This window comes from Actinacidiphila epipremni (assembly GCF_012034175.1).
Lineage (GTDB): Bacteria > Actinomycetota > Actinomycetes > Streptomycetales > Streptomycetaceae > Actinacidiphila > Actinacidiphila epipremni.
The window spans coordinates 359,773-382,455 of the sequence record NZ_JAATEJ010000003.1; the positions used below are offsets into that span (position 1 = coordinate 359,773).

The 22,683-nt window shown below is 74.4% G+C and carries 22 protein-coding genes; 15 read left to right on the forward strand and 7 right to left on the reverse strand.

Features of this window, described 5'->3' with window-relative positions:
- The first annotated feature begins 837 nt into the window (after nt 1-837).
- The 11 genes from HCN08_RS06740 (at nt 838) to HCN08_RS06790 (ending at nt 11,919) form a co-directional block, all read left to right on the forward strand.
- A complete protein-coding gene (locus HCN08_RS06740; RefSeq protein ID WP_167981938.1) occupies nt 838-1,533 on the forward strand; it encodes a hypothetical protein in 696 nt (231 codons plus the stop codon).
- Between the two features lie 40 nt (nt 1,534-1,573).
- Nucleotides 1,574-1,999 carry a phage tail protein gene (locus tag HCN08_RS06745; protein ID WP_167981939.1) on the forward strand — a complete coding sequence of 142 codons (426 nt, stop codon included), beginning with the start codon at nt 1,574-1,576 and terminating at the stop codon, nt 1,997-1,999.
- Nucleotides 2,000-2,112: 113 nt separating this feature from the next.
- Nucleotides 2,113-2,832 (forward strand): CIS tube protein, encoded by a 720-nt coding sequence (locus HCN08_RS06750; RefSeq protein ID WP_167981940.1) that lies wholly within the window; start codon nt 2,113-2,115, stop codon nt 2,830-2,832.
- Entirely contained in the window at nt 2,832-4,652 is a 1,821-nt protein-coding gene (locus HCN08_RS06755) for a VgrG-related protein (RefSeq protein WP_167981941.1), read from the forward strand. Before HCN08_RS06750 ends, HCN08_RS06755 begins: the two co-directional genes overlap by 1 nt.
- 187 nt (nt 4,653-4,839) lie before the next feature.
- Nucleotides 4,840-5,157, forward strand: a complete 318-nt coding sequence (locus HCN08_RS06760) for a PAAR domain-containing protein (protein WP_167981942.1) — start codon at nt 4,840-4,842, stop codon at nt 5,155-5,157.
- The gene (locus HCN08_RS06765) at nt 5,157-5,660 is read left to right on the forward strand and encodes a GPW/gp25 family protein (RefSeq protein WP_240969811.1); all 504 of its coding nucleotides are present in this window, start codon (nt 5,157-5,159) and stop codon (nt 5,658-5,660) included. Before HCN08_RS06760 ends, HCN08_RS06765 begins: the two co-directional genes overlap by 1 nt.
- Nucleotides 5,660-7,621: a putative baseplate assembly protein gene (locus tag HCN08_RS06770; protein ID WP_167981943.1), complete on the forward strand. Its 1,962-nt coding sequence runs from the start codon at nt 5,660-5,662 to the stop codon at nt 7,619-7,621. Before HCN08_RS06765 ends, HCN08_RS06770 begins: the two co-directional genes overlap by 1 nt.
- Before the next feature lie 88 nt (nt 7,622-7,709).
- Complete coding sequence (locus tag HCN08_RS06775) at nt 7,710-8,285, forward strand: phage tail protein (protein WP_167981944.1); 576 nt, start codon at nt 7,710-7,712, stop codon at nt 8,283-8,285.
- Between the two features lie 4 nt (nt 8,286-8,289).
- Nucleotides 8,290-9,489, forward strand: coding sequence for an NADase-type glycan-binding domain-containing protein (locus HCN08_RS06780; RefSeq protein ID WP_167981945.1), 1,200 nt, complete (start codon nt 8,290-8,292; stop codon nt 9,487-9,489).
- Between the two features lie 88 nt (nt 9,490-9,577).
- Complete coding sequence (locus tag HCN08_RS06785) at nt 9,578-10,798, forward strand: enoyl-[acyl-carrier-protein] reductase FabV (RefSeq protein ID WP_322974266.1); 1,221 nt, start codon at nt 9,578-9,580, stop codon at nt 10,796-10,798.
- 293 nt (nt 10,799-11,091) lie between these two features.
- Nucleotides 11,092-11,919 (forward strand): GNAT family N-acetyltransferase, encoded by an 828-nt coding sequence (locus HCN08_RS06790; RefSeq protein WP_240969812.1) that lies wholly within the window; start codon nt 11,092-11,094, stop codon nt 11,917-11,919.
- A gap of 60 nt (nt 11,920-11,979) precedes the next feature.
- Here the strand turns inward: HCN08_RS06790 and HCN08_RS06795 are convergent, their stop codons facing one another.
- On the reverse strand, nt 11,980-12,171 hold the full coding sequence (locus tag HCN08_RS06795; protein ID WP_167981947.1) for a hypothetical protein: 192 nt from the start codon (nt 12,169-12,171) through the stop codon (nt 11,980-11,982).
- 14 nt (nt 12,172-12,185) lie between these two features.
- Nucleotides 12,186-13,037, reverse strand: a complete 852-nt coding sequence (locus HCN08_RS06800; RefSeq protein ID WP_167981948.1) for a helix-turn-helix domain-containing protein — start codon at nt 13,035-13,037, stop codon at nt 12,186-12,188.
- A 283-nt stretch (nt 13,038-13,320) separates the two neighbouring features.
- Between HCN08_RS06800 and HCN08_RS06805 the strand changes: the two genes are divergently transcribed.
- Entirely contained in the window at nt 13,321-13,734 is a 414-nt protein-coding gene (locus HCN08_RS06805; protein ID WP_167981949.1) for an ATP-binding protein, read from the forward strand.
- A 13-nt stretch (nt 13,735-13,747) separates the two neighbouring features.
- On the opposite strand, the gene HCN08_RS06810 is transcribed toward HCN08_RS06805, so the two are convergent.
- Entirely contained in the window at nt 13,748-13,939 is a 192-nt protein-coding gene (locus HCN08_RS06810; protein ID WP_167981950.1) for a hypothetical protein, read from the reverse strand.
- Between the two features lie 10 nt (nt 13,940-13,949).
- On the reverse strand, nt 13,950-14,801 hold the full coding sequence (locus HCN08_RS06815; protein WP_167981951.1) for a helix-turn-helix domain-containing protein: 852 nt from the start codon (nt 14,799-14,801) through the stop codon (nt 13,950-13,952).
- A 273-nt stretch (nt 14,802-15,074) separates the two neighbouring features.
- Here HCN08_RS06815 and HCN08_RS34730 point away from each other — a divergent pair, with 273 nt between their 5' ends.
- Nucleotides 15,075-15,746 carry a hypothetical protein gene (locus tag HCN08_RS34730; protein WP_206318429.1) on the forward strand — a complete coding sequence of 224 codons (672 nt, stop codon included), beginning with the start codon at nt 15,075-15,077 and terminating at the stop codon, nt 15,744-15,746.
- Between the two features lie 6 nt (nt 15,747-15,752).
- Here HCN08_RS34730 and HCN08_RS06825 read toward each other — a convergent pair whose 3' ends face one another.
- Both HCN08_RS06825 and HCN08_RS06830 read right to left on the reverse strand, forming a co-directional pair.
- On the reverse strand, nt 15,753-16,892 hold the full coding sequence (locus HCN08_RS06825; protein WP_167981952.1) for a Fic family protein: 1,140 nt from the start codon (nt 16,890-16,892) through the stop codon (nt 15,753-15,755).
- A gap of 102 nt (nt 16,893-16,994) precedes the next feature.
- Entirely contained in the window at nt 16,995-19,046 is a 2,052-nt protein-coding gene (locus HCN08_RS06830) for an ATP-binding SpoIIE family protein phosphatase (protein WP_167981953.1), read from the reverse strand.
- A 285-nt stretch (nt 19,047-19,331) separates the two neighbouring features.
- Between HCN08_RS06830 and aspS the strand changes: the two genes are divergently transcribed.
- The gene (gene aspS, locus HCN08_RS06835; protein ID WP_167982073.1) at nt 19,332-21,086 is read left to right on the forward strand and encodes an aspartate--tRNA ligase; all 1,755 of its coding nucleotides are present in this window, start codon (nt 19,332-19,334) and stop codon (nt 21,084-21,086) included.
- A gap of 76 nt (nt 21,087-21,162) precedes the next feature.
- Here aspS and HCN08_RS35085 read toward each other — a convergent pair whose 3' ends face one another.
- Nucleotides 21,163-21,672 (reverse strand): lanthionine synthetase LanC family protein, encoded by a 510-nt coding sequence (locus HCN08_RS35085; RefSeq protein ID WP_322974291.1) that lies wholly within the window; start codon nt 21,670-21,672, stop codon nt 21,163-21,165.
- 461 nt (nt 21,673-22,133) lie between these two features.
- Between HCN08_RS35085 and HCN08_RS06845 the strand changes: the two genes are divergently transcribed.
- Entirely contained in the window at nt 22,134-22,643 is a 510-nt protein-coding gene (locus HCN08_RS06845) for an HAD hydrolase-like protein (protein WP_167981954.1), read from the forward strand.
- Nucleotides 22,644-22,683 lie beyond the last annotated feature (40 nt).

The following is a 22,683-nucleotide window of genomic DNA, read 5'->3' on the forward strand; positions in this document are numbered from 1 at the left end:
GTGGTCCAGCCGCGGGCGGAATCCGCGTCCGGCGCCGAGCCGAGCCGGACTGTGCCCGGCGAACTCACCCGCCCCGTACGTTCGTCGACGTCGAGCGCCACGAAGGATGCGCCGTCCGGGTCCGAGGCGAGCCCGGCTGGGCTCGGTGAACTCAGCGGTCCGGCGCGTTCGTCGGCGCCGGGTGCCGGGCCGGATGCGGGGGCCGGGGTCGGGGCGAGCCGGGGCGTGCTCGGCGAAGTGCGGGGCGTGGCAGGCGCCTTGGCGTCGGGCGCAGGGGCGCAGGGCGTTCAGCTGCGTGCCGGAGGGGAGCCCGGCCCCGGGGGGCAACCGGGTGGCGTCGGGCTGCCCGTGGTCCAGCGTGCGGAGGGTGCGTCCGGCCACGAGGGGAGCGGCGGCACCGCGCAGGGCGTCGAGGGCGTGACCGGCGAGCGGGGGACGGCGGGCGGCGAAGTGCCCGGTCCGCAGCGTCCGCTCACCGGGAGCCGAAGCCCGCTCGGCGCCCCCCTGGCGGAGATGCCCTCCACCGCCGTCCCGTTGGCACCCGGTGGCGTGGCCGGCCCCGGCTCCGGGCTGCCGATCGTGCAGCGTGACGCCGACCCCGGGCAGTCCGGCGCACGGGCCCGCGGGGGCCTCGGGGCGCCGCTGTCCGCGCTGCCGCCCAGCGCCCACGTGCCCGGGCAGTCCGGAGGTCCGGGTCATGCCCCTACCCCCAGCCCCCGCGTCCCCGGGCAGCCCGCAAGCCCGGGGCGCAGCCCCAACCCGCCGGCCCCCAGGCAGAGTTCCGCCCCAGTCCCCGGCCCCGGCGGCCCCCGCCCCCGAGTCGCGGAAAGCGGCAACGTGCCTGCCCAGCGCACCCCGCGGGACGCCCGCGCCGCAGGCCCCGTCCCCGTCGTCCTCCTCGCTCGCGCAGCGACGCCCGGCCCCGGTCTCCTCGCCCGCCGCAGTCTCCCCCTCCTGCCCTCCCGTTCGCTCACCCTCAACACCCGTGCCCCCGAGGCGAGTTCACCGCCCGCCGCCGAGCGGCGGCCCGTCGTGGCGCCCCGCTGGCCCGCAGCGCAGGCGCAGGCGCAGGCGCAGGCCCGGACCCCGGCCGCCCCGAACCTCCAGCGCACCCTCGCCCCGAGCGCGCCCGCGCCGCCCGGCGACGCCCCCCGCCCCGTCCCGGTCGTCCGCCCCGCCGCCTCCCCCAGAGCGCAGGTCGACCCCCCGACCCTGCCGGCCGCAGGCCCCCGTACCGCGCCGCCGCCCGCCGTGCCCGCCCCGACGCCCGTCGTCCCGCTGATCCAGCGCGACGCCCTGCCGCCCGCCGGCGACTTCGGCGTCCCCCCGGGCGTCCCGGTCACCGCCGTGCGGGCCGGCGCCGCGAACAAGCCGGCCCCGCGCGAGCCGGAACCGGCGCCCCAGGCCCCCCAGACATCCGCCGACCTCGACGACCTCGCCCGCCGCCTGCTCGACCCGATGGCCCGGCTGCTGCGCACCGAGGTGCGGCGCGGCCGGGAACGCACCGGCCGGCCCCACGACGGCCGCCGGTGAGCGCCCGCCGCGCCCGGCACAGCGAAAGGACCGCCCCCCGATGACGGACAGCATCTTCGCGACCAGCGTGTTCTTCCGGCTCGCCATCGGCGGCAACGACCTCGGCGCCTTCCACACCTGCTCCGGCATGGGCGCCCAGGTGGAGATGGAGAGCTACGCCGAGGGCGGCAACAACGGCTTCACCTGGCAGCTGCCCGGCCGCGTGACCTGGTCGAACATCACCCTCACCCGCCCCGTCACCGCCGACACCGCGAAGATCGCCCGCTGGCTGGACGAGACGCTGCGCCGCGTCGAGCCGAAGGACGGCGAGATCGTCGCCCTGCGCCCCGACCTCACCCAGATCATCAGCTGGCAGGTCTTCGGGATCGTGCCCGTGCGCTGGGAGGGCCCCTCGTTCGACCCGTCGAGTTCGACCGCCGCCGTCGAGACGCTGGAGATCGCCCACGAGGGGCTGCGCCCCGGCTGATCCCCGGACGCCCACCCGGGCGTGGCGGCGCCCGCCCCCACCGGCCCGCCACCAGGACCGACGACCGAAAAACGTAAGAAAAGACCCGCCACCCCGAGAGAGGAAGCCCCGCGATGTCACCAGCGGTCCGGCCAGGACGGGCGCTGGCCCAGCTCGTGCTCATGGAGCCGCCGGCCACCGTCGGCGCCAAGCCCGGGGGGCGGATCGCGCAGCTGGACCTGCAGTTCAACCCGGCGTCGCTGCGGCTGCAGAAGACGACGGAGTGGCGGCGCTCGCCCTCGCGGATGGCGGAGGAGTCGGCGCTGCCGGAGTTCGTCGGGTCCGGGCCGCGCACGCTCAGCCTGGAGGTCTTCCTGGACGCGACCGCGACGCACGACAACTCCGTGGAGCGCGCGGTCGACAAGCTCATGAAGGCGTGCGTGCCGACGCCGGCGAGCCTGGGCCGCAAAAAGCCGGCGAGCCCGTGGGTGCGCTTCGAGTGGGGGACGGCCCGCACGACGTCCTTCTACGGCGTCGTCACGAGCCTGTCGGCGACCTACTCGCTCTTCGACGTGGACGGCAAGCCGCTACGGGCGACCTGCGCGCTGTCGATCGAGGAGGCGAGCGTCGACGCGCAGGGCCAGAACCCGACGTCCGGCGCCCGGACCGCGCGCAGCACGCACACCGTCGTCGCGGGCGACAGCCTGCCGCTGCTGGCGTGGCGGGAGTACGGGGACGCGGCGGCCTGGCGGGAGATCGCCGAGGCCAACGACATCGACGACCCGCTCGCGCTGGTGCCCGGCACGGAGCTGGTGGTGCCGGCGCTGCGCGGCGCGGGCGCGGAGGAGGAGTGATGGGCGGGTCCGAGGGGCAGGGCGGGCGGTCGTTCGCGGCCGACCCGATCGTGGAGGCGCCCGGCGAGCTGCCGAAGACGTGGGCGGCGCAGCTGGTGGGCTGCGTGGTGGACGAGAACGTCGGGCTGCCGGACGCCGCCGTGCTGACCTTCCGCGACCCCGACCACGAGTTCCTGGCCGCGACCGGCATCACCATCGGCACCCCCTTGCGGGTGTCGGTCGTCACGGTCACCGACCAGGCGCGTGAGCGGCTGTTCGCCGGCGAGGTCACCGCGCTGGAGCTGGACCGCGACCGCACCGGCTCCTTCACGGTCGTGCGGGCCTACTCGCGGGCGCACCGCCTCCAGCGCGGCCGGCGGGTCGCGGCGTACCGGAACATGTCGGCGGCGGCGATCGTGCGCGAGGTCGCGGCGCGGGCCGGGCTGGCGTGCGGGACGGTGCAGGCCGCGCCCGTCACGTACAAGCAGCTGTCGCAGGCGAACATCTCGGACTGGGACTTCCTGCAGTATCTGGCGCACGAGAGCGGCGCGTTGGTGCGGGTCGACGACAAGGGGCTGCTCCAGTTCACCCGCGCGGACAAGGCGTCGGGCGCGCCCGCGCCCTCCACGTCGGCCGCCCGGGACCCGATGGTGCTCGAATACGGCCGCAATCTGCTGGCGTTGCGGGCCTCGCTGTCGGCGGCGGACGGTGCGGCGCAGGTGGAGGTGCGCGGTTGGGACGTGGCGACGAAGAGGCCGCTGGTCGCGCGGGAGCCGTCGGTGGTGAGCGACACCGTGCTGCCGGGGCTGAGCCCGGCGCTGGCGGCGAAGTTCGGCACCGCGAAGCTCACCGTCGCCGACACCCCGTACCGCACGATGGCCGAGACGACGGCGGCGGCGCAGGCGACCGCCGAGCAAGTAAGCGCCGGCTTCGCGGAGTTGGAGGCGGTCGCGGAGGGCAATCCGCGGCTGCGGGCGGGCGCGCCGGTGGCGCTCGGCAATGTCGGGCCGGCCTTCTCCGGCCGCTACACGGCGACCGCGGTGCAGCACGACCTGGAGCCCGACCGCGGCTACCGCACCACGCTGTGGGTCAGCGCGAGCCCGGACCGCTCGCTGACGGGCCTGGTGACCGGCGCCAACGCGCCGAGCCGCGGCCCGCGCATCCCGGGCCTGGCGATCGGCGTCGTCACGGACGTACGGGAGCCGGACGGCGGGCAGAACGGCGCGGTGCGGCTCAAATTCCCCTGGCTGGACGACACTTACGTCTCCGACTGGGTCCGCACCGTGCAGTGGGGCGGCAAGGGCGGCGGCGGGGTCGTCAGCCCCGAGGTCAACGACGAGGTGCTGGTCGGCTTCGAGCAGGGCCTGCTGGACCACCCGTACGTCCTCGGCGGCCTCTACAACGGCGACGACCGCCCGTCCCCGCATGACGTGCCGCTCGTGGACCGCACCAGCGGCAAGGTCAACCGCCGCTCGGTGGTGTCGCGTTCGGGCCACCGGGTGGAGCTGCTGGACGCGCCGGCGCCCGGGCCCTCCGGGCTGCGGCTGGTGACCGGCGACGAGCGGCTCGCGGTACGGCTCGACGAGCGGCGCGGCCGGATCGAGGTGACGGTGTCGGCGGGCCGCGGCAGCCCGCTGACCTCGCTGGTGATGGACCGCGACGGCATCACGCTGGACGCCGGCGCGGGCACGGTGAGCCTGCGCGGCCGGCAGGTGGACGTCACGGGAACGGCGGGCGCGCGCGTCACGGCCCCGTCGGTGAACGTCAAGGGCACGGCGGACGTCACGGTGGACGGCGGGGCGCTGGGCGTGCTGAAGGCGGCGCTGGTGCGGATCAACTGAGGCGGAGGCGGGGTGGGTTCGTCCTGCCATGCGGTCAACGGGGCCGCGTGCAGGGGCGCTTGAGGTCAACCGGGGCCTTGCCCGAAGGCCCTTGAGGTCAACGGGGCCCGCGCAAGGGCCCTTGAGGTCAACAGGGCCCCGCGCAGGGGCCCTTGAGGTCAACCGAGGTCAACTGAGGAGCGACGCAATGCCGGCAGCAGCCCGTACCGGTGATCCCACCGACCACGGCGGGACGATCACCACCCCGCCGCCCGGCGCCGCCGTGGCGGTCGCGCGGGTGCTGATCGGCGGCAGGCCCGCCGCCGTCGTGGGCAGCCTCGCCGTCTGCCCGCTGCCGCCGCACGCCGCGCTCGGCCCGGCCAATGTGATCCTGCCCAACCCGGCCGCGGCGCTGGGCGGCGTGGTGCTGGTCGGCGGGCTGCCGGCCGCGCGGATGGGCGACCGCACCGCGTGCGGCGCGGTCGTGGTGCTCGGCGCGCCCAACGTGCTGATCGGAGGGGTGTGATGAGCGAGCGGTTCATCGGCCGCGGCTGGGCCTTCCCGCTGCGGGTCGGCCCGACCGGCGGGATCGCCATGGTCGAGCGGGAGCGGGAGATCGAGGAGGCGATCCGGCTGGTGCTCGGCACCGCGCCCGGCGAGCGGCCCATGCGCCCCGAATTCGGCTGCGGCATCCACGAGTACGTCTTCGCGCCGGGCGACGGAGCGACGGCCGGGCGGGTCGCGCAGCAGGTGCGCGAGGCGCTGGAGCGGTGGGAGCCGCGCATCACGGTGGACGACGTGGTCGTGGCCTTCGACGCGATCGAGGCCGGCACGCTCTACATCGACGTGCACTACACCGTGCGGTCCACCAACGACCGGCGCAACCTGGTCTTCCCCTTCTACACGATCCCCTCCGACGCGGCCGACGACCTGCCCGACGGCCTCCCGCCGGGCCTGCCGACCGATCTGCCCGAGGGCCTGCCCGCCGACCGGCGCCAGGTCGGCCGCGGCACGGGGGGCGGGTACTGATGGCGCCGCTGCCCTCGCCCAACCTGGACGACCGCCGCTTCCAGCAACTCGTCGACGAGGCCAAGCGGTACGTGCAGCAGCGCGCGCCCGAGTGGACCGACCACAACGTCTCCGACCCGGGCGTCACGCTCATCGAGACCTTCGCGTACCTGGTGGACCAGCTGCTCTACCGGCTCAACCGGGTGCCGGAGAAGAACTACCTGGCGTTTCTGGACCTGCTCGGCATCCGGCTGTTCCCGCCGGCCGCGGCCCGCGCGGACGTCGACTTCTGGCTGTCGGCGCCGCAGGGCGACACCGTGCTGCTGCCGGCCGGCACCGAGGTGGCGACCGCGCGCGGCGAGACGGAGGAGCCGGTGGTCTTCGCGACCACCGACGAACTGCGCATCCTGCCCAGCGAGTTGACGCACCTGGTGACGGCGCCGCAGGGCGGCGAGCAGCGCGACGCCACCCGCACGCTCGGCGAGGGCGGCGACGTGCGGTGCTTCCAGGCCGCGCCGCGGCCCGGCGACGCGCTGCTGTTCGGGCTGCCCACGGCGGTGCCGCGCTGCATCGTCGCGGTCCGGCTGGACAGCCGGGTCGAGGGCATCGGCGTGGACCCGCGGCAGCCGCCGCTGGTGTGGGAGGCGTGGGACGGCACGGGCTGGCAGCCGTGCGAGACCGGCGAGGACACCACGGGCGGGCTCAACCGCCCCGGGGAGGTGGTGCTCTACGTGCCCGCCGGGCACACCGCGTCGGTCAGCGGCGGCTCGCCGGGCGGCTGGCTGCGCTGCCGGGTCACCGAGCCGGAGCCGGGCCAGCCCTTCTACTCCGAGTCGCCGACCGTACGGGAGGCCGCGGTCTTCACGGTGGGCGGCACGATCGCCGCCGAGCACGCGCAGACGCTGACGGATGTGCCGCTGGGCACGTCCGAGGGGGTCGCCGGGCAGAGCTTCCGGCTGGCCCGGCCGCCGGTGCTGCTGGACGGCGGGCCGCCGGTGGTCGAGGTGTCCTCGGCGGAGGGCTGGCAGCGGTGGGAGGTCGTCGAGCACTTCGGCCGCTCGGGGCCGGAGGACCGGCATGTGCGGCTGGACGCGACGGCCGGCGAGTTCGGCTTCCCGCCGGCGGTGCGCGAACCGGACGGCTCGATGCGCTTCTACGGCGCGGTGCCGCCCAAGGGCGCGCAGGTGCGGGTGGCCCGCTACCGCACGGGCGGCGGCACCGCGGGGAACGTCGCGCGCGGGGCGATCTCGGTGCTGCGCAGCTCGGTGCCGTACGTGGCCCGGGTCGTCAACCGCGAGGCCGCGCTCGGCGGGGTCGCCGGGGAGAGCGTCGCCAACGCGAAGCTGCGGGCGCCGGACGCGCTGCGGATGCAGGAGCGGGCGGTGACGGCGCAGGACTACGAGATCATCGCCCGGCAGGCGGCGCCGTCCGTGCGCCGGGTGCGCTGCCTGCCGGCCGCCGCGGGGGACGCGGCGGTGCGGGTGCTGGTCGTGCCGGACGCGGTCGCCGACGCCGGTGACGACCGGCTGCGCTTCGAGCAGATGATCCCCTCGGAGCAGGTGCTCGGCGCGATCGCCGCGAGCCTGGACGAGCGGCGGCTGCTCGGCACCCGGGTGCTCGTCGAGCCGCCCGCCTACCAGGGCGTCACCGTCGTGGCCCGGCTCAGCACCCCCGCCGGCGCCGACCCCGACGCGATCCGCGAGGCGTCCCTGGCCGCCCTCTACCGCTACCTCCACCCCCTCCACGGCGGCCCCGACGGCACCGGCTGGCCCTTCGGCCGCCCCGTCCAGTACGGCGAGATCTTCGGCGTCCTGCAACGCGCCACGGGCGACACGGTCGTCGACGAGATCCGCCTCTTCCCCGCCGACCCCCTCACCGGCCGCCGCGGCGCCCCCACGGACCGCATCGACATCACCGCGGACGCGCTCGTCTTCTCCCACCACCACCAGGTCGCTGCCGCTGCGGCCGGGGGTACGGCGTGAGCCCCGGGGGGTGCGGCGCCGCGGCTGCCGCGGGCGGGCGTGTGCGGTCCGGTCGGGGGTGCCCGGCGGGGCGTGTCGGAGGTGGGCGGTGAGTCGGCGGGCGGCGGTCGGGGGGTTGCCGAGCCGGCATCCGATCGGGGAGTTGCTGCCGGGGCTGTATGCCGACGACGACCTCGCGCAGCGGTTCACCGCCGGGTTGGACACCGTGCTCGCGCCGGTTTTCGCCACGCTCGACAACCTGCCCGCGTATCTCGATCCGCGGCTCGCGCCGGTGGACTTCCTGGGGTGGCTCGCCTCGTGGGTCGGGGCCGCGGACGATCCGGGCGGGCCGGTGGAGCTGCGGCGGGAGGCGGTCGTGCGGGCGTTGGAGCTGCACCGGTTGCGCGGGACGCGGCGCGGGCTCGTCGAGGCGCTGCGGCTCGTGCACGGCGTGGACGCCGAGGTCACCGGGGACGGCGGCACGGCCTGGTCCCGCACCCCCGGGGCCGCGCCCCCCGCGCCGGACCCGGCCGGCCCGCTCGTACGGGTGTGGCCCGGGCGCGAGGCGCATGTCGACGCCGTGCGCGTACGCGAGACCGTACGGCTGATGTGCCCGGCGCACACCGCGTGCCGGGTCGAGGTCCTGGCCGCACCGCCCACCCCGAACGCCCACGAAGGGAGGTGACGTCATGCGTGCGTGTCCCGCGTGCGGGGCGTCCAACAGCCCCACGGAGGATTTCTGCGCCACGTGCGGTACGTATCTGGGCTGGTCCTCCGCCCGGCCGCCGGCCCCCGAGCCGCCGGGGCCCCAGCTTCCGGCGCAGGAGCCGGCCGCGACGCCGGAGGTCCCGCCGGCCCCGGAGCAGGACGCTCCCGCCGCCCCTGAGCCCGCCGCGCCCGGAGCGCCGGAGCCCGCCGCGCCCGAACCCGAGCCGCCCGCGCGGCCGTTCGGCGTACGGAGCCGGCGTCGTACCCCCGAGCCGGGCCCTGCCCCGGCGTCCGCCGCCCCGGCGCCCGGACCCGCCCCCGGGGCCCCGGCGCCCGGCCCCGCGCCCGCCGCCGGGTCCAGCCCCGGGTCCGCCGCCGGGCCCGAGCCCGACCCGGACCCCGCCCCCGTCGTGCCCGTGCGGCCGGCCAAGGCGGCGGCCCCGCGGCCCGTCGTACGCCCCGTCACCGAGCCGGAGGCGCACAGCGGGGAGCCCTGCCCCGTGTGCGGCACGCTCAATCCGCCCGACCGGCGGTTCTGCCGGCGGTGCGCGGCGCCGCTGAACCCGGCCCCCGCGCGGGCCGCGCTGCCCTGGTGGCGCACGATGTGGCCGCTGCGGCGCCGCGTGCGGGCCGGCTCCGGGCGGCTCAGCCGCTTCGTGGTGATCCTGCTGGCCATCGCCGTCCTCGCGGTCCTGGGCGTCCTGCTGATCCCCGCCGGGCGCGGCCTCTTCGAGGACACCAAGGACAAGCTGGACGGCGCCAAGCAGGTCAAGCCCGTGCGCACCACGGCGACCGCCGCCGTCCCCGGCCACCCCGCCGCCGCCTCCGTCGACGGCCTCAACAACCGCTACTGGGGCGCCCCCGCGGCCGGCGCGTCCGTGACGTACACCTTCGCGCGGCCCATCCGCCTGGTCGACCTCATCATCACCAACGGCGCCTCCACCACCCCGAAGGACTACGACCGCCAGGCCCGCGCCCTCACCATCGACCTGGACGTCACGACGAAGTCCGGCGCCACGCACCACCAGGAGCTGACCCTCGAAGACCGCCCCGGCGACCAGACGTTCGCCACCGGCGTGAGCGACGCGACCACCGTCCGGCTGACCCTGCGCGCCCCCGCGGGCCTGTCCGCCGGCCGCCATCTCGCCCTCGCGGAGGTGGAGTTCTTCCGCCGCGGCTGAGCGGCCGGGCCCGCCGGCGCCGCTACGATGCCCCAAGCAGGCATGAAGCGGACAAATGGGCGGTCACCCGGCGGAAGGGCACCACGCAGTGAGCAGCAGCGGCAGTACGACCACGACCACGCGGCACATCACCCCGACCCAGCGCGGCTACCTCATCGTCAACTCGCACCCGGAAGGCTGCGCGCGGTCCGTCACCCGGCTGTGGGAGTCCGTCCCGCCCGCTCCGACCCGCGGCCGGGCCCCCGTCGCCCTCGTCCTCGGCGCGAGCGCCGGCTACGGCCTGGCCCTGCTGCTCGCCGGCCTGCGCCGGCACGGCATCCGCGGTGTCGCCGTCGGCTTCGAGAACGCCGGCAACGACCGCCGTACCGCCACCGCCGGCTGGTACCGCACCGCCCGGGCCGCCGCCCTGGTCCGCGAGGCCGGCGGCGACATCACCTTCCTCAACGCCGACGCGTACGCCGACACCACCCGCGCCGACGTCCTCAAGCTGCTCGCCGACCGCTACGGCCCGGTCGACCACCTCGTCTACTCCCTCGCCTCCCCGCGCCGCACCGACCCGGCGACCGGCGAGGTCCACCACAGCGTCATCAAGCCGCTCGGCCGCCCGTACTCCTCCCCCTCGCTCGTCTTCGACGCCGAGGCCCGCCCGCAGCTCGCCACCGTGGACCTCACCCCGGCGAGCGAGCCGGAACGCGCCGCGACCGTCAAGGTGATGGGCGGCGAGGACTGGCTGCTGTGGGTGCGGGCGCTGGCCGACGAGAACCTGCTCGGCGAGGGCTTCACCACGGTGGCGCTGTCGTACGTCGGCTCCGGCATCACCGCGCCGGTCTACCGGCACGGCACGATCGGCGCGGCCAAGGAGCACCTGGAGGCGACCGCCCGCGAGATCCAGGCCGACGTGCTGGCCGGCCGGGGCCGCGCCTTCACCGTCGTCGCCGGCGCCGCCGTCACGCAGGCGTCCACCGCGATCCCCTCGCTCGCCCTCTACACCTCGCTGCTGCGCAGCGCCCTCGGCCCGGACCGCTGGCGCACCGCCGCCGACCAGGCCGTGGACCTGTGGGCCCAGCTCACCGCCGCCCGCCCGCTGACCCTCGACGCGCACGACCGCATCCGCCTCGACGCGTGGGAACTCGACCCGGCGGTCCAGTCCCGCGTCGCCGCGCTGTGGTCCGACCCCGCCGCCGCCCTCGCCTCGGACCCGGCGGCCCCGCGGTGGTTCCACGCCCGGTTCCGCGAGCTGTACGGCTGGGACGTCCCCGGCGTCGACTACGCGGCGCCGGTCGAGACGGCTGTGCCCTGGCCGAACTGACGGGCGGGGCTGCGGGGTTCGGTGGGGCGGCGGGCGCGGCGGGGCGCGGGGCGCGGCGGGGTGCGCGTAAAGCGTTTGCGGGCGGCGGGACCGGCCGGTAGACGTGAACGCCCAAGCTTGCCCCGCCGCGCCCACCACCGGAGGAACCGGACATCGACGCCACCGCCCGCACCCCCCTGACGTTCCGCCCGCTCGCCGGCGCCGCCGAACTGGACCTCTTCCGCCGCCTGCCCTACCTCCTCGACGACGAACTGGCCGACGACCTCGCGCAGGGCCACCGCCGCCCGGAGTGGATGTGGGTCGCGCTGGACGGCGAGCGCCTGCTGGCCCGGGCGGCGTGGTGGGGCCGGCTCGGCGCCGGCGTCCCGTCCCACCTCGACATCCTGGACGTCGACGACGCCCTGCCGCCCGACGTACGCGTGGACGTCGGCGCCGACCTGCTGCGTACGGCCATGGCGGCGACGCTCACCCCGGGCACGGCCTTGCCCGAGTACGGCCGCTACGTCCCGCCCGGCTGGCGGGAGGAGCCGGCCGTACGGGCCGGGGTCGAGGTGCGGATGGCCGTCGCGGAACGCACCGGCGCGCAGTTCTTCGTGGAGCGGCTGCGCATGGAATGGCGCCCGGGCACGCCGATCCCTGCCCCGGCCGGGGCCCCGGCCGCCCGCCTCGCCTTCCGCCCCCCGCGCGACGAGGCGGAGATCGTCGCCCTCATGACGGACGCCCTGACCGGCACGCTGGACGCCCACAGCCGCGCCGACCTCACCCGTATGCCGCCGGAGGCCGTGGCCCGTACCCACTTCGAGGACGAGCTCGCCCGCTACACCAGCCCCCGCGCATGGTGGCGGGTCGCCGTCCTCCCCGCCACCGGCGAACCGGTCGGCTTCGTGCTCCCGGCGCACAACGGCTACAACCCGATCATCGCCTACCTCGCGGTGCTGCCCGCCCACCGCGGCCGGGGCCGCATCGACGAAATCCTCGCCGAAGGCACCCGCGTCCTGGCCGCGGCGGACGCCCCCCGCATCCGCGCGGCGACCGACCTCGGCAATACCCCGATGGCCGCGGCCTTCCACCGCGCGGGCTACGCCAACTTCGGCCGCGAGATCGTCATGACCTGGCCCTGAGCACGCGGCCCGCCCATTTCGGCCCGGGGAGCGAACGAATGGCCCCACCGCTGACCCGCCTCAGAGCAGGTGATCTGATTTGCCGGCTTTGATGTCGGCGATGAGTGCGCGGAGTGCGTCGTGGGAGTCGGTGAGGTAGTGCTCTTCTTGGCCGTTGACGGCGATGTAGGCGTTGCCGTCCGCGTCGGTGCCGAGGCGGAAGCATGAGCTGCCCTCGCCGCAGAAGGGGTCTTCCCAGGTGATGTCTGGCATGTGGGCTGGTCTCCTCAGAGTTCGCGTGTGATCTCGCGGATGAAGTCGCGGGAACGCTCCGGGGACAGGGACAACTCTTCCAACAGATCGAGCTGCGCCCGGTATTTCGCCAGTTGCGCTTCTGCGTAGAGGAAGGCGGGCCCGTGGGAACTGTCCACCTGAACTGTGTCGAGTCGGGGCACGGGACCCTCGGCGTAGACGACGGTTTGCCCTGCGCCCGGGAACGCCCCCCGGGCGAAGGGGAGTACCAGGACGGTGACATTGTCGCGCTCGGAGACACCGAGCAGGTGGTCGAGTTGAGCGCGTGCCACATCCGGGCCGCCGAACTGCATGCGGAGAGCGGCCTCGTGGATGACCGCCACGTACGGGACCGCGTCGTCGCCGGTGATCACCTGCTGGCGCTCTGAGCGGTGGGCCAGCCGCAACGCGACCTCGTGCTCGGGGAGCTTGGGGACGACGGCGCGGAAAATGGCCATGGCGTTCTCGGGCGTCTGGAGCACACCCGGGACGTGAACGGTGTTGGCTCCCCGGAGGCGTACGGCACCCGCCTCCACCTCGGAGATGTCGAGGAAGCCCTGCGGCAGGCTGCCCCGGTAGCGTTCCCACCACCCCGGATGTCGCGGCTCGGCCATGTCGGCCAACGCGTTGACGTACGCCTCGTCGGTGCAGTCGCAGTTCAGCGCCAGCTTGCGTAGGCGTTCGGCGCTGATGGCGCGTACCCCGGACTCCATGTTGGACAGCCGGCTGCGGTCCACACCCAGCAATCCCGCCGCGTGCTCCGCCGACATCCCCGCCGCCATGCGAATCCTGCGCACCTCGCTTCCCAGGCGCTTCTGCCGCTCGGTAAGGACGGTCCGCTGTCCCATGCCGCTCCCTCTGCCTGACGTCGTGGACGGGGCCGCTTCGAGCATAGGCACTCGTCCGAGGCCAATCTGACGCATCGTCTGGCAAAAATGGCCCCACCGCCCTACTGTGGTACGCACGTTACTACGCGTATCCCGCGGGAAGCGCACCGCGTGGGTATGCCCGTCCGCCCTGGGACGGGTGTGCCCGCGACCAGGGCGGCATGCCACCGGCGGGATTCTGCGCGGGCGAGTACGCAGCGCATCCGCAGCCACCAACACCCCACCCCCCGAACGGAGTTCCGCCATGCCCGAAATCCCCGACGTGCCCTCCCTGTGGCGCTTCCCCGCGCACCCCGCCTCCGTGAAGCGCGCCCGCGACGCCGTCGCCGAGCACCTGCCGCATCGGCTGCGACCGCAGTTGCACGCCGAAATGAGCCTGCTCACGAGCGAGTTGGTGACCAACGCCGTGCGTCATGGTGCCGCCGCCGACGATGTCGTCGAGCTCGTCCTCTGGCCGGCGGACGGCCACTACTGGCTCGCCGTATCCGACCCGTCCCCCGCGAGGCCGGTGCTGCGTACGCAGCCGCCGCCGCTGGACGCCGAGTCGGGCCGCGGCCTGCTCCTGGTCGACGCACTCGCCGCCGCCTGGGCGGTCGTTCCCCGGCCCCACCGCGGCAAGTCCGTCGTCGCCGGCCTCACCCTCGCGGACGGCGGCTGAGCCGCCATACGCCTCAGAGCAGGTGATCCGCCTTGCCGGCCTTGATGCCGGCGACCAGCGCGCGGAGGGCGTCGAGGGAGTCCGTCAGGTAGTGCTCCTCCTCCCCCTGGACGGCGATGTACGCGTTGCCGTCCGGGTCGGTGCCGAGGCGGAAGCAGTTGCTCGCGTCCTGGCAGAAGGGCGCTTCCCAGGTGATGTCGGGCACGGCGGGTCTCCTAGAGGCGGGAGGCGAGGGCGTGCATCCGGGCGAGGGATTCCGCCGGGGGGAGGGCGAGGCGCTGGACCTGGTCGAAGTGCAGGCGGAATCGGTGCAGGTACGGCTCGGTGTGGTGGAACTCGCCGGCCACGATGCGGTCCGTGAGCACCGTGTCCAGGCGCGGGACCGGGCCGCGGGCGTAGAGGACGCCCTGGCCGGAGCCCGGGTAGGCGCCGACGGAGAAGGGCAGCACCTGGAGGGTGACGTTCGGGCGCTCGGCGGCGGCCATGAGGTGGCCCAACTGCGCGCGCAGCACCGCCGGTCCGCCCACCTGCGTATGCAAGACGCATTCGTGGACGACGAGTTCGTACGGCGGGGCGTCGGGGCGGTCGAGGACCCGGCCGCGCTGGACGCGGTGGGCGACCCGCGCCTCGAACTCGGCGGCCGGCAACTCCGGGACGGCGGCGGCGAACAGGGCCCGCGCGTAGTCCTCGGTCTGGAGCTGGCCCGGCATGTGCGTCATCGTGCTGACGCGCAAGCCCCGTGCGTGCCATTCCAGTTCGGCGATGTCGAGGAAGCCCGGCGGCACGTCGCCGCGGAAGTTTTCCCACCAACCCGGCGTGCGGTCACCGCACATGGCGACGAGCGCGTCGACCAGCGCCTGGTCGGCGCACCCGTAGCGGAAGGCCATGCGCCGCACCCGGTCGGGACTGACCCCGTGCCGCCCGGCCTCGGAGCTGGAGATGACGGTCCGCTTCGTGTCCAGCAGCGCCGCGGCCTGCTCGGTGGTCAGGCCGGCGTCCTCGCGTAGTTTGCGCAGCTCCGAACCCAGGCGCTGCTGGCGTGCGCTCGGATTGCTTCTGGGCGGCATGAGGGTCCCCTCCTGCGTCGATGCGCCGTGCGCCCCGAGGTGAATCCGGCGGCCCACCAGGACCGGTAGCACGTGTGACACCGCATGGTCTATCGTAGTTCGCACGTTACTACGTGACCGCGGGAAGTGCACTGTGCGGCCATGCCCGTACGCCCTGGGACGGGTGCGTCCCGTGACCGGGGCGGCAGGCCGCCGGCGGAAACCTGCGTACGCGGGTGCGTAGTGGGGCCGTGAGCCCGTACCACCCCACCACCCTCAGGACGGAGTTCCGCCATGCCCGAAATCCCCGACGTCCCCGGCCCGCGGCGCTTACCCCCGCGCCCGGCCGCCGCGAAACGCACCCGCCCGCCCCTGCCGCCGCCCCCGCCGCGGACACCCGCGAGGTGGGAGTGGGAACTGACGCCGCGCACAAGCGTCGGCCCGCTGGACTTCGGCATGCGCTTCGCCGACGTCGTCCACGCCCTCCCCGACATGCCCGAGCCCCGGCTGTTCCCGGCAGCCGACCCCCGGTTCCCCGCGCTCCTCGGCGTGGAGTTCGGCACCGCGCCCCAAGCGCCCACCCTGCGCGCCTACTTCGACGACGACCAGCTGCTCTGCGTCGCCGTCGACGCGGCCCGCGGCCCCCAAGTGACCCTCTTCGGCCGCGAACTGACCGGCTGCGTCCCCGCCGACCTCGAACGCTTCCTCACCCTCGCCCACGCGCACGAGGTCATCGACCTCACCTACGGCCCCCACGCCACCCCCGCCAGCCCCACCCTCGGCCTCGTCCTGCGCACCCAACACACCACCCCCGGCACCCTGCGCACCCGCCCCGTGATGGTCTCCGCCACCTGGCCCACCCACCCCGCAGCCGCCCCCACAACCCTCATCCCCACCCCCGAATGGCCCGGCCCCCCTTGGCCGTCCCCCGAGGACCGGCTACCGCCACCTCAGGCCAGGGGATGACGCGCCTCAGGGCTGGTACGGCGACCGGAAGGGGCGGACTTCGCGCTGGACGTCCGCGACGAGCGGGGAGAGGCGGGGGCCGGCGGTGTAGTAGCGGCCCCTGGCCTCGCCATGAGCCACGAGCCACTTCAGCGCGACCATCTGCCGTATGTCCCGGATCGACTGCTGATCGCTGAGCTCGGCGTCCAGCTGGTACAGCTTGCGGCGCACCTTCTGGCCGAGGAACGCCGGGAGGAGTGCGTAGGCCGCGCGCTCCTCCAGACTCGACTCCTCCGCTGCGTCGACGAGGCGGCCCCATGCCCGGGACAGCAACTCCACCCGGCGCTGGGAGCCTTGGGCCTGACGGTGGTGGGCTTCGAGGCAGAACTTGACCCAGGCGGACGTGTCCGTGCCCGCCGGCTTCCATGTCGGCCCGCCCATCGCTTCGAGGACCGAGTAGTAACGGAAGGTGTTCTGGCCCCGCCCCAGCCACTCCTCGATGGAGGAGAACTCGGCCGGCATCAGGGCCTCCCGCGAGAAGACCAGCGTGGACAGTGCCCGCGACATGCGGCCGTTGCCGTCGGCCCAGGGGTGGATCTTGACGAGGTTGAGGTGGGCCATGGACGCGCGGACCTCGACCGGCATGTCCAGGTCGCCGCCGTTGAGCCAGTCGACGAGTTCGGTCAGGTACGCGGGTACGTCCGCCGCGTCGGGCGCGGTGTACACCGGCACCAACTTGTCGTCCGGGTGCGAGATGTAGACCGGGCCCTTGCGGAGGCGGCCGGGGCGCTTCTCCGGCCGGTGCTCCTGGATCATGTAATGCAGGCCGTTGAGCAGCCCGGTGTCGTAACGGAACGAAGGCCCGGCGTCCGACAGGGCCTGGATGTACGTCATGGCCCGCCGGTATCCCTCGATCTCCCGGCGCGTCTCCTCGTCGGTGTCGAGCGGGCTCTCCCCGACCATGAGCGCCTCGACGTCGTCCACCGTCGCCGCGTAGCCCTCGATGGTGTTGGACCCGGCGATGGCGCGGGCCGTGAGGTTGCGCCTGAGCTGCCTGGTCCATCGTTGCTGTGGCCGGACGTAGTGTTCCAGGTCGCGCCGCATGGCCGCGATCTCGTCGAGGACCCTGCGGTCGGCGGCGTCGAGGGCCGGGGTCGGATAAAGCATGCTTCGATGACACCATGTTTGTGTCATCTCATCAAGGGCTTCCTCCTGTGATGCGCACAGCCCGAGGGCGCGGACCGGGCCACGTGCGGCACCCGCAGAGGGTCACCGGGGTGGGGAGGGGGCCTCGTAGAGTTCGAACCAGGTGGATTTGCCGTCGCCGCGCGGGTCGACGCCCCAGGCGTCGGCGAGTTCTTCCATCAGGAGGAGGCCGCGGCCGGAGGAGGCGAGTTCGCCGGGGGAGCGGGGGTGGGGCATGTCGTCGGAGGAGTCGCTGACGTCGACGTGGAGGCGGCGGGTGCCGGGCATGCCGGTGATCTGGGCCATCAGGAGGGCGTCGCCGTCGGTGTGGACCAGGACGTTCGTGACGGCCTCGGACACCAGCAGGGTGGCCGATTCGACCTGGTCCTCGGAGGACCAGTCGTGCAGCAGCGCGCGGATGTCGTCGCGGGCCGAGCGGATCTGGCCCGGGTCGTCCTGCGAGACGGTCATGATCGTGCGCCGCACCGGCACCGCGCAGGTCGGCCCGTCCGGGTCGCGGCGCAGCAGGACCAGCGCGATGTCGTCCTCGCGGCGGTCGGAGAGCGGGCCGGGCGTATGGGTGGCCGGCGGGGCCAGCACCGAGCCGACCAGGGAGTCCGCCAGCACCTCAAGGTCGCCCGCCGGGCCGCGGGCCAGCGCGTCGGACAGCCGATGCCAGCCGGTCTCCTGGTCGTGGCCGCCGCTCTCGATCAGCCCGTCCGTGCACAGCAGCAGCACCTCGCCGGGCTCCAGGACCATCCGGGTGGTCGGGTAGTCCGCGTCCGGCTCGATGCCCAGCGGCAGCCCCACCGCCGTGCGCCGCACGATCGTCGTGCCGTCGCCGAGCCGCACCGCCGGCTCCGGGTGCCCGGCCCGCACCACGTCCAGCGCCCCGGTCAGCGGGTCGATCTCGACGTAGAGGCAGGTCGCGAAGCGCACGTCCGGCGCGTGCGGGTCCTCGGCGACGCCGGCCAGGAAGCGTGAGGTGCGCGAGAGCACCGCGTCAGGCCCGTGCCCCTCGGCCGCGTACGCCCGCAGCGCGATCCGCAGCTGGCCCATGAGCCCGGCCGCCCGTACGTCATGGCCCTGCACATCGCCGATCACGATCGCGGTACGGCCCGAGGGCAGCGCGATCACGTCGTACCAGTCGCCGCCGACCTGGAGCCCGCCGCCGGTGGGTACATAGCGCGCCGCGACCGCCATCCCGGCGACGTCGGGCTTGCGCGAGGGCAGCATCGTGCGCTGCAGGCCGTCGGTGAGCTCGCGCTCCGACTCGTGCTGGCCGGTCCGCGACAGCGCCTGGCCCAGCATCCGCGCGACCGTCGTGAGCACCGACCGCTCGTCGGGCGTGAAGTCCACCGGGTCGCGGAAGGCCGCCATCCACGAGCCGATCGTCGTGCCCGCGACCACCAGCGGCAGATACGACCACGACGACCTGCCGTACGGCCTGACCAGCGGCCATGTGGACGGGAAGCGCTCCTCGTACGCCTCGGGCGTCGGCAGGTAGACCGCCTGGCCGGTGCGGGCGGCGACCGCCGCCGGGTAGTCGGCGGACAGCGGCATGTCCATCAGGCTCGCGTCGATCGTGTCCTGCCCGTGGTGGCCGATGAGCAGCAGCCGGTCGCTGTCCACGCTGAAGACCGCCAGGCCGTCCGGGGACAGGCCCGGCATCGACAGCGTCGCCGCGACCCGCAGCACCTCCCGGGTGGAGTCCGCCTCGGCCAGCGCCCGCCCGGTGTCCAGCAGGAACGCCTCCTGGGCCCGCCGCCGGTCCCGGGTGGGCCGCCCGCCGGGGGCGCCGGCGCCGCGCACCTCGTACAGGGTGCCGCGCACGACCCCGCCGTGCGGCGCCACCCGGACCCGTACCGTACGCACCACCGAGCCGTCGTCGCCGATGACCCGCACCAGGGACTCCACGACCGTGCCCTCGCTGGAGGCCAGGTCCACCTCGGCGGCGAGCGAGACGTAGTCGGCGGCGTGCAGGCAGGCCCGTACGACGGTGGTGCGGTACGTCCCGGCGCCGTCCGGCAGCCCGAGCAGCCGTGCCGCACGACCGTCCACCGTCACATCGCCGGTGCCCTCGTCCCACTGCCACAGGCCCGAGCCCACGGCCGCGAGCACGTCCTCGGTGCGCATCCGCCCATTTTATGGGGTATGCGTGCTTACGGGCGAGCGTGTCCGCGCCGGGTGGGCGCTCGACGGGCCGGCGAGAGGCGGAGGAGCCCGGGCGAGAGGCGCAGGGGCCGGGGCGGGACGCGCAGGGGCCGGGCGAGACGCGCCGGAGCCGGGGCGGGACGCGCAGGGGACGGGGGGGACACCCGGAGCGGCCGGGGGATACGCGGATGAGGATCCGCGCCCCGCGCCGGTAGGCTGTGCTGGCCCCCACGCTCGCGACGACCTGACGACTTGGACGAACCCACGATGCACCGGTACCGGTCACACACCTGCGGAGAGCTGCGCGCCACCGACGTCGACACCGACGTCCGCCTGTCCGGCTGGCTGCACAATCGCCGTGACCTCGGCGGCATCCTCTTCGTCGACCTGCGCGACCACTACGGCTTCACGCAGCTCGTCGTGCGCCCCGGCTCGCCCGTCTACGAGCAGCTCAGCAGCCAGTCCAAGGAGTCCGTCGTCCGGGTGGACGGCCGGGTCGTCGCCCGCTCGGCGGAGAACGTCAACCCCGAGCTGCCGACCGGCGAGGTCGAGGTCGAGGTCACCTCCCTCGAAGTGCTCGGCGCGGCTGACCCGCTGCCCTTCCCGGTCTTCCCCGAGGACAGCGCCAACGAGGAGATGCGGCTCACCAACCGCTTCCTCGACCTGCGCCGCCAGCGCATGCACCGCAACATCATGCTGCGCACGCAGGTCATCGCCTTCCTGCGGCGCGAGATGACCGCGCTCGGCTTCAACGAGATGGCCACCCCGATCCTGTCGGCGACCTCCCCCGAGGGCGCCCGCGACTTCCTCGTGCCCTCCCGGGTGCACCCCGGCCGCTTCTACGCGCTGCCGCAGGCGCCGCAGCAGTTCAAGCAGCTGCTGATGATCTCCGGCTTTGACCGCTACTTCCAGATCGCGCCCTGCTTCCGCGACGAGGACTCGCGCGCCGACCGCTCCCCCGGCGAGTTCTACCAGCTCGACGTGGAGATGAGCTTCGTCGAGCAGGAGGACGTCTTCGGCGTCATCGAGAAGGTCATGACCGACCTGTTCACCGAGTTCGGCGGCGGGCGCCGGGTCACCTCGCCCTTCCCGCGCATCCCGTTCCGCGAGTCGATGCTCAAGTACGGCAACGACAAGCCGGACCTGCGCACCTCGCTCGAACTCGTCGACGTCTCCCATGTGTTCGCCGGCTCCGGCTTCAAGGCGTTCGCCGGCAAGCACGTCCGGGCCCTCGCGGTGCCCGACACCGCGGACCAGCCCCGCAAGTTCTTCGACCAGCTCGGCGAGTACGCGGTCTCCCTCGGCGCGCAGGGCCTGGCGTGGGTGCGGGTCGGCGAGGGCAACGCGCTGACCGGGCCCATCGCGAAGTTCCTGTCCGAGGACGACGTGGCGGCGCTCGTCGACGCGGTGGGGGCCAAGCCCGGCACTGCGGTCTTCTTCGGGGCCGGCGAGTTCGACGAGGTCTCGAAGATCATGGGGCCGGTGCGGGTCGAGGCCGCCAAGCGGGCCGGCCAGTTCGAGGAGGACGTCTTCCGCTTCTGCTGGATCGTGGACTTCCCGATGTTCGAGCGCAACGAGGACACCGGGGCGATCGAGTTCTCGCACAACCCGTTCTCCATGCCGCAGGGCGGCCTTGAGGCGCTGGAGACGAAGGACCCGCTGGACATCCTGGCGTGGCAGTACGACATCGTCTGCAACGGCATCGAGCTGTCGTCCGGGGCGATCCGTAACCACGAACCGGCCGTCATGTACAAGGCGTTCGAGATCGCCGGGTACGAACGGGACGTGGTGGAGGCGGAGTTCGGCGGAATGCTCCGGGCGTTCCACTATGGCGCGCCGCCGCACGGGGGCATCGCGCCCGGCGTCGACCGCATGGTCATGCTCCTCGCGGACGAGCCGAACATCCGCGAGACCATTGCCTTCCCGCTGAACCAGCACGCCCAGGACCTCCTGATGGGCGCCCCCTCCGAGGTCACCGAATCCCGCCTGCGCGAGCTTCACATCGCCCTCCGCCGCAAATAATTCCCTGCCCCGCCGCCCCCTCCCGGCGCAAGCCGCGGCTGCGCCGCGGGGACCGTTGTCGGATGGTGGCTGGTGCTCACCAGTTGATGGTGAGGCGGGTGTTCGGGCGGGTGAGGCGGGTTCCGGGGGCGAGCCTGTTGTCGGGCGTTGTGGCGGCGTGGGCGGTGAGGTAGGCGAGGGTGCCGCCGTCGTAGAGGACGGCGCCGGACCACCGCACTGCGGGGTCGGCCAGACCGAGGTTGCGGGCCGCGGTGCCTTCTTCGCTGGCGAGTTCGGCGAGGAGGGCGGCGTCTGGAATGCGCTCTGCGAGACCGGGGACGGCCGCGTCGCGGGCCATGTACCAGGTGGTGGCGAGGACTCCGGCGACGCCATGGCACAGCGCGGGGTCGATGAGGCGGCTCATCTGGACGGGGTCGTCGAGGCAGTGCGCCAAGGCGTGCTCGGCGGCCCGCTGGCGGACGGTGTCACCGAGGGCGAGGGCGGCCAGTTGCCGGGCGCGGGCCAGCCCGGTGGTGCCGTAGCACCAGGAGGGGCGGGCCGGGCCGCCCTGCGGGAGCCGGCCGTCCTTCAGCGGGTCGAGGGTGATCCGCTCGGGTCACCACGGGCCTGCCGGGCCGTTCTGCCTCCAGGCGTCGAGCCATCGGAGGATCGTGCGGATGGCCTCCGAATGGCCGTCGACGGTGATGCCGTGGCGCATCGCGGTCGCGAGGTGGCCGGGGGACCGGCGATGCCGTGGGCCATGCCGAGGTTGGCGTGCCCGTTGGTGTACGCGGGGTCGTGCCGGCCGGAGGGTGGTCGCTTGTCCACCAGCCCGGCGCGCCCCTCCCGGCGGGATCATGACATCGACGGGTTCGGTGAGGCGGACCAGGTAGTGGAGAACGTCGCGGACGAGGTCGCTCCCGGGATTGCGGTGCAGCCAGTAGGCGCCGAGTCCGGCCGGTCCGCGGGTGAGGTCGAACTCGGACAGCGGGGGCCGCAGGCCGGCATCGATGCGGGCGTGCGCGGCGTGCAGGCGGGCGCGGGTGAGCGCGGCGGGGGAAACGGCGTATGCGGCTGGTCTTGTGGGACATCGACCACACCCTGGTGGCCACCCGCGGAGTGGGCCGCGACGCGCACGTCGGACACGCCGCGGAACTGCGCGAACGCGGTGTCGCATTGCCGGGCGCATCGCTGCTCCTGGACTCGTTGGCCGGGTCGGCGGGCGTCGTGCAGACCGTTGTGACCGGCAACGTACGGGCAGTCGCCGAGATCAAGCTCGGCGTCTTCGGGCTTGACCGCCACATCGAGTGGACCGCCGGCGCTTTCGGCGAGGACGCGGACGAGCGGGCCGACCTCGTGCGGCTTGCACTGCGCCGCGCCGGTGATGTGCCACCTGACCAGGCCGTACTGCTGGGGGACACGCCCGCGGACGTGGCGGCGGGTTGTGCAGCCGGGGTGCCGGTCATCGGCGTGGCGACCGGCCGTAGCACCACCGCGGACCTCGAAGCGGCCGGCGCCACGCGAGTGCTGGCCGATCTGACGGACGCGGACAGGGTGATCCGCTGGGTGATGGCATGAGCTGACCCCCACACCGTCCGGTGCGGTGCCTGTGGTGAGC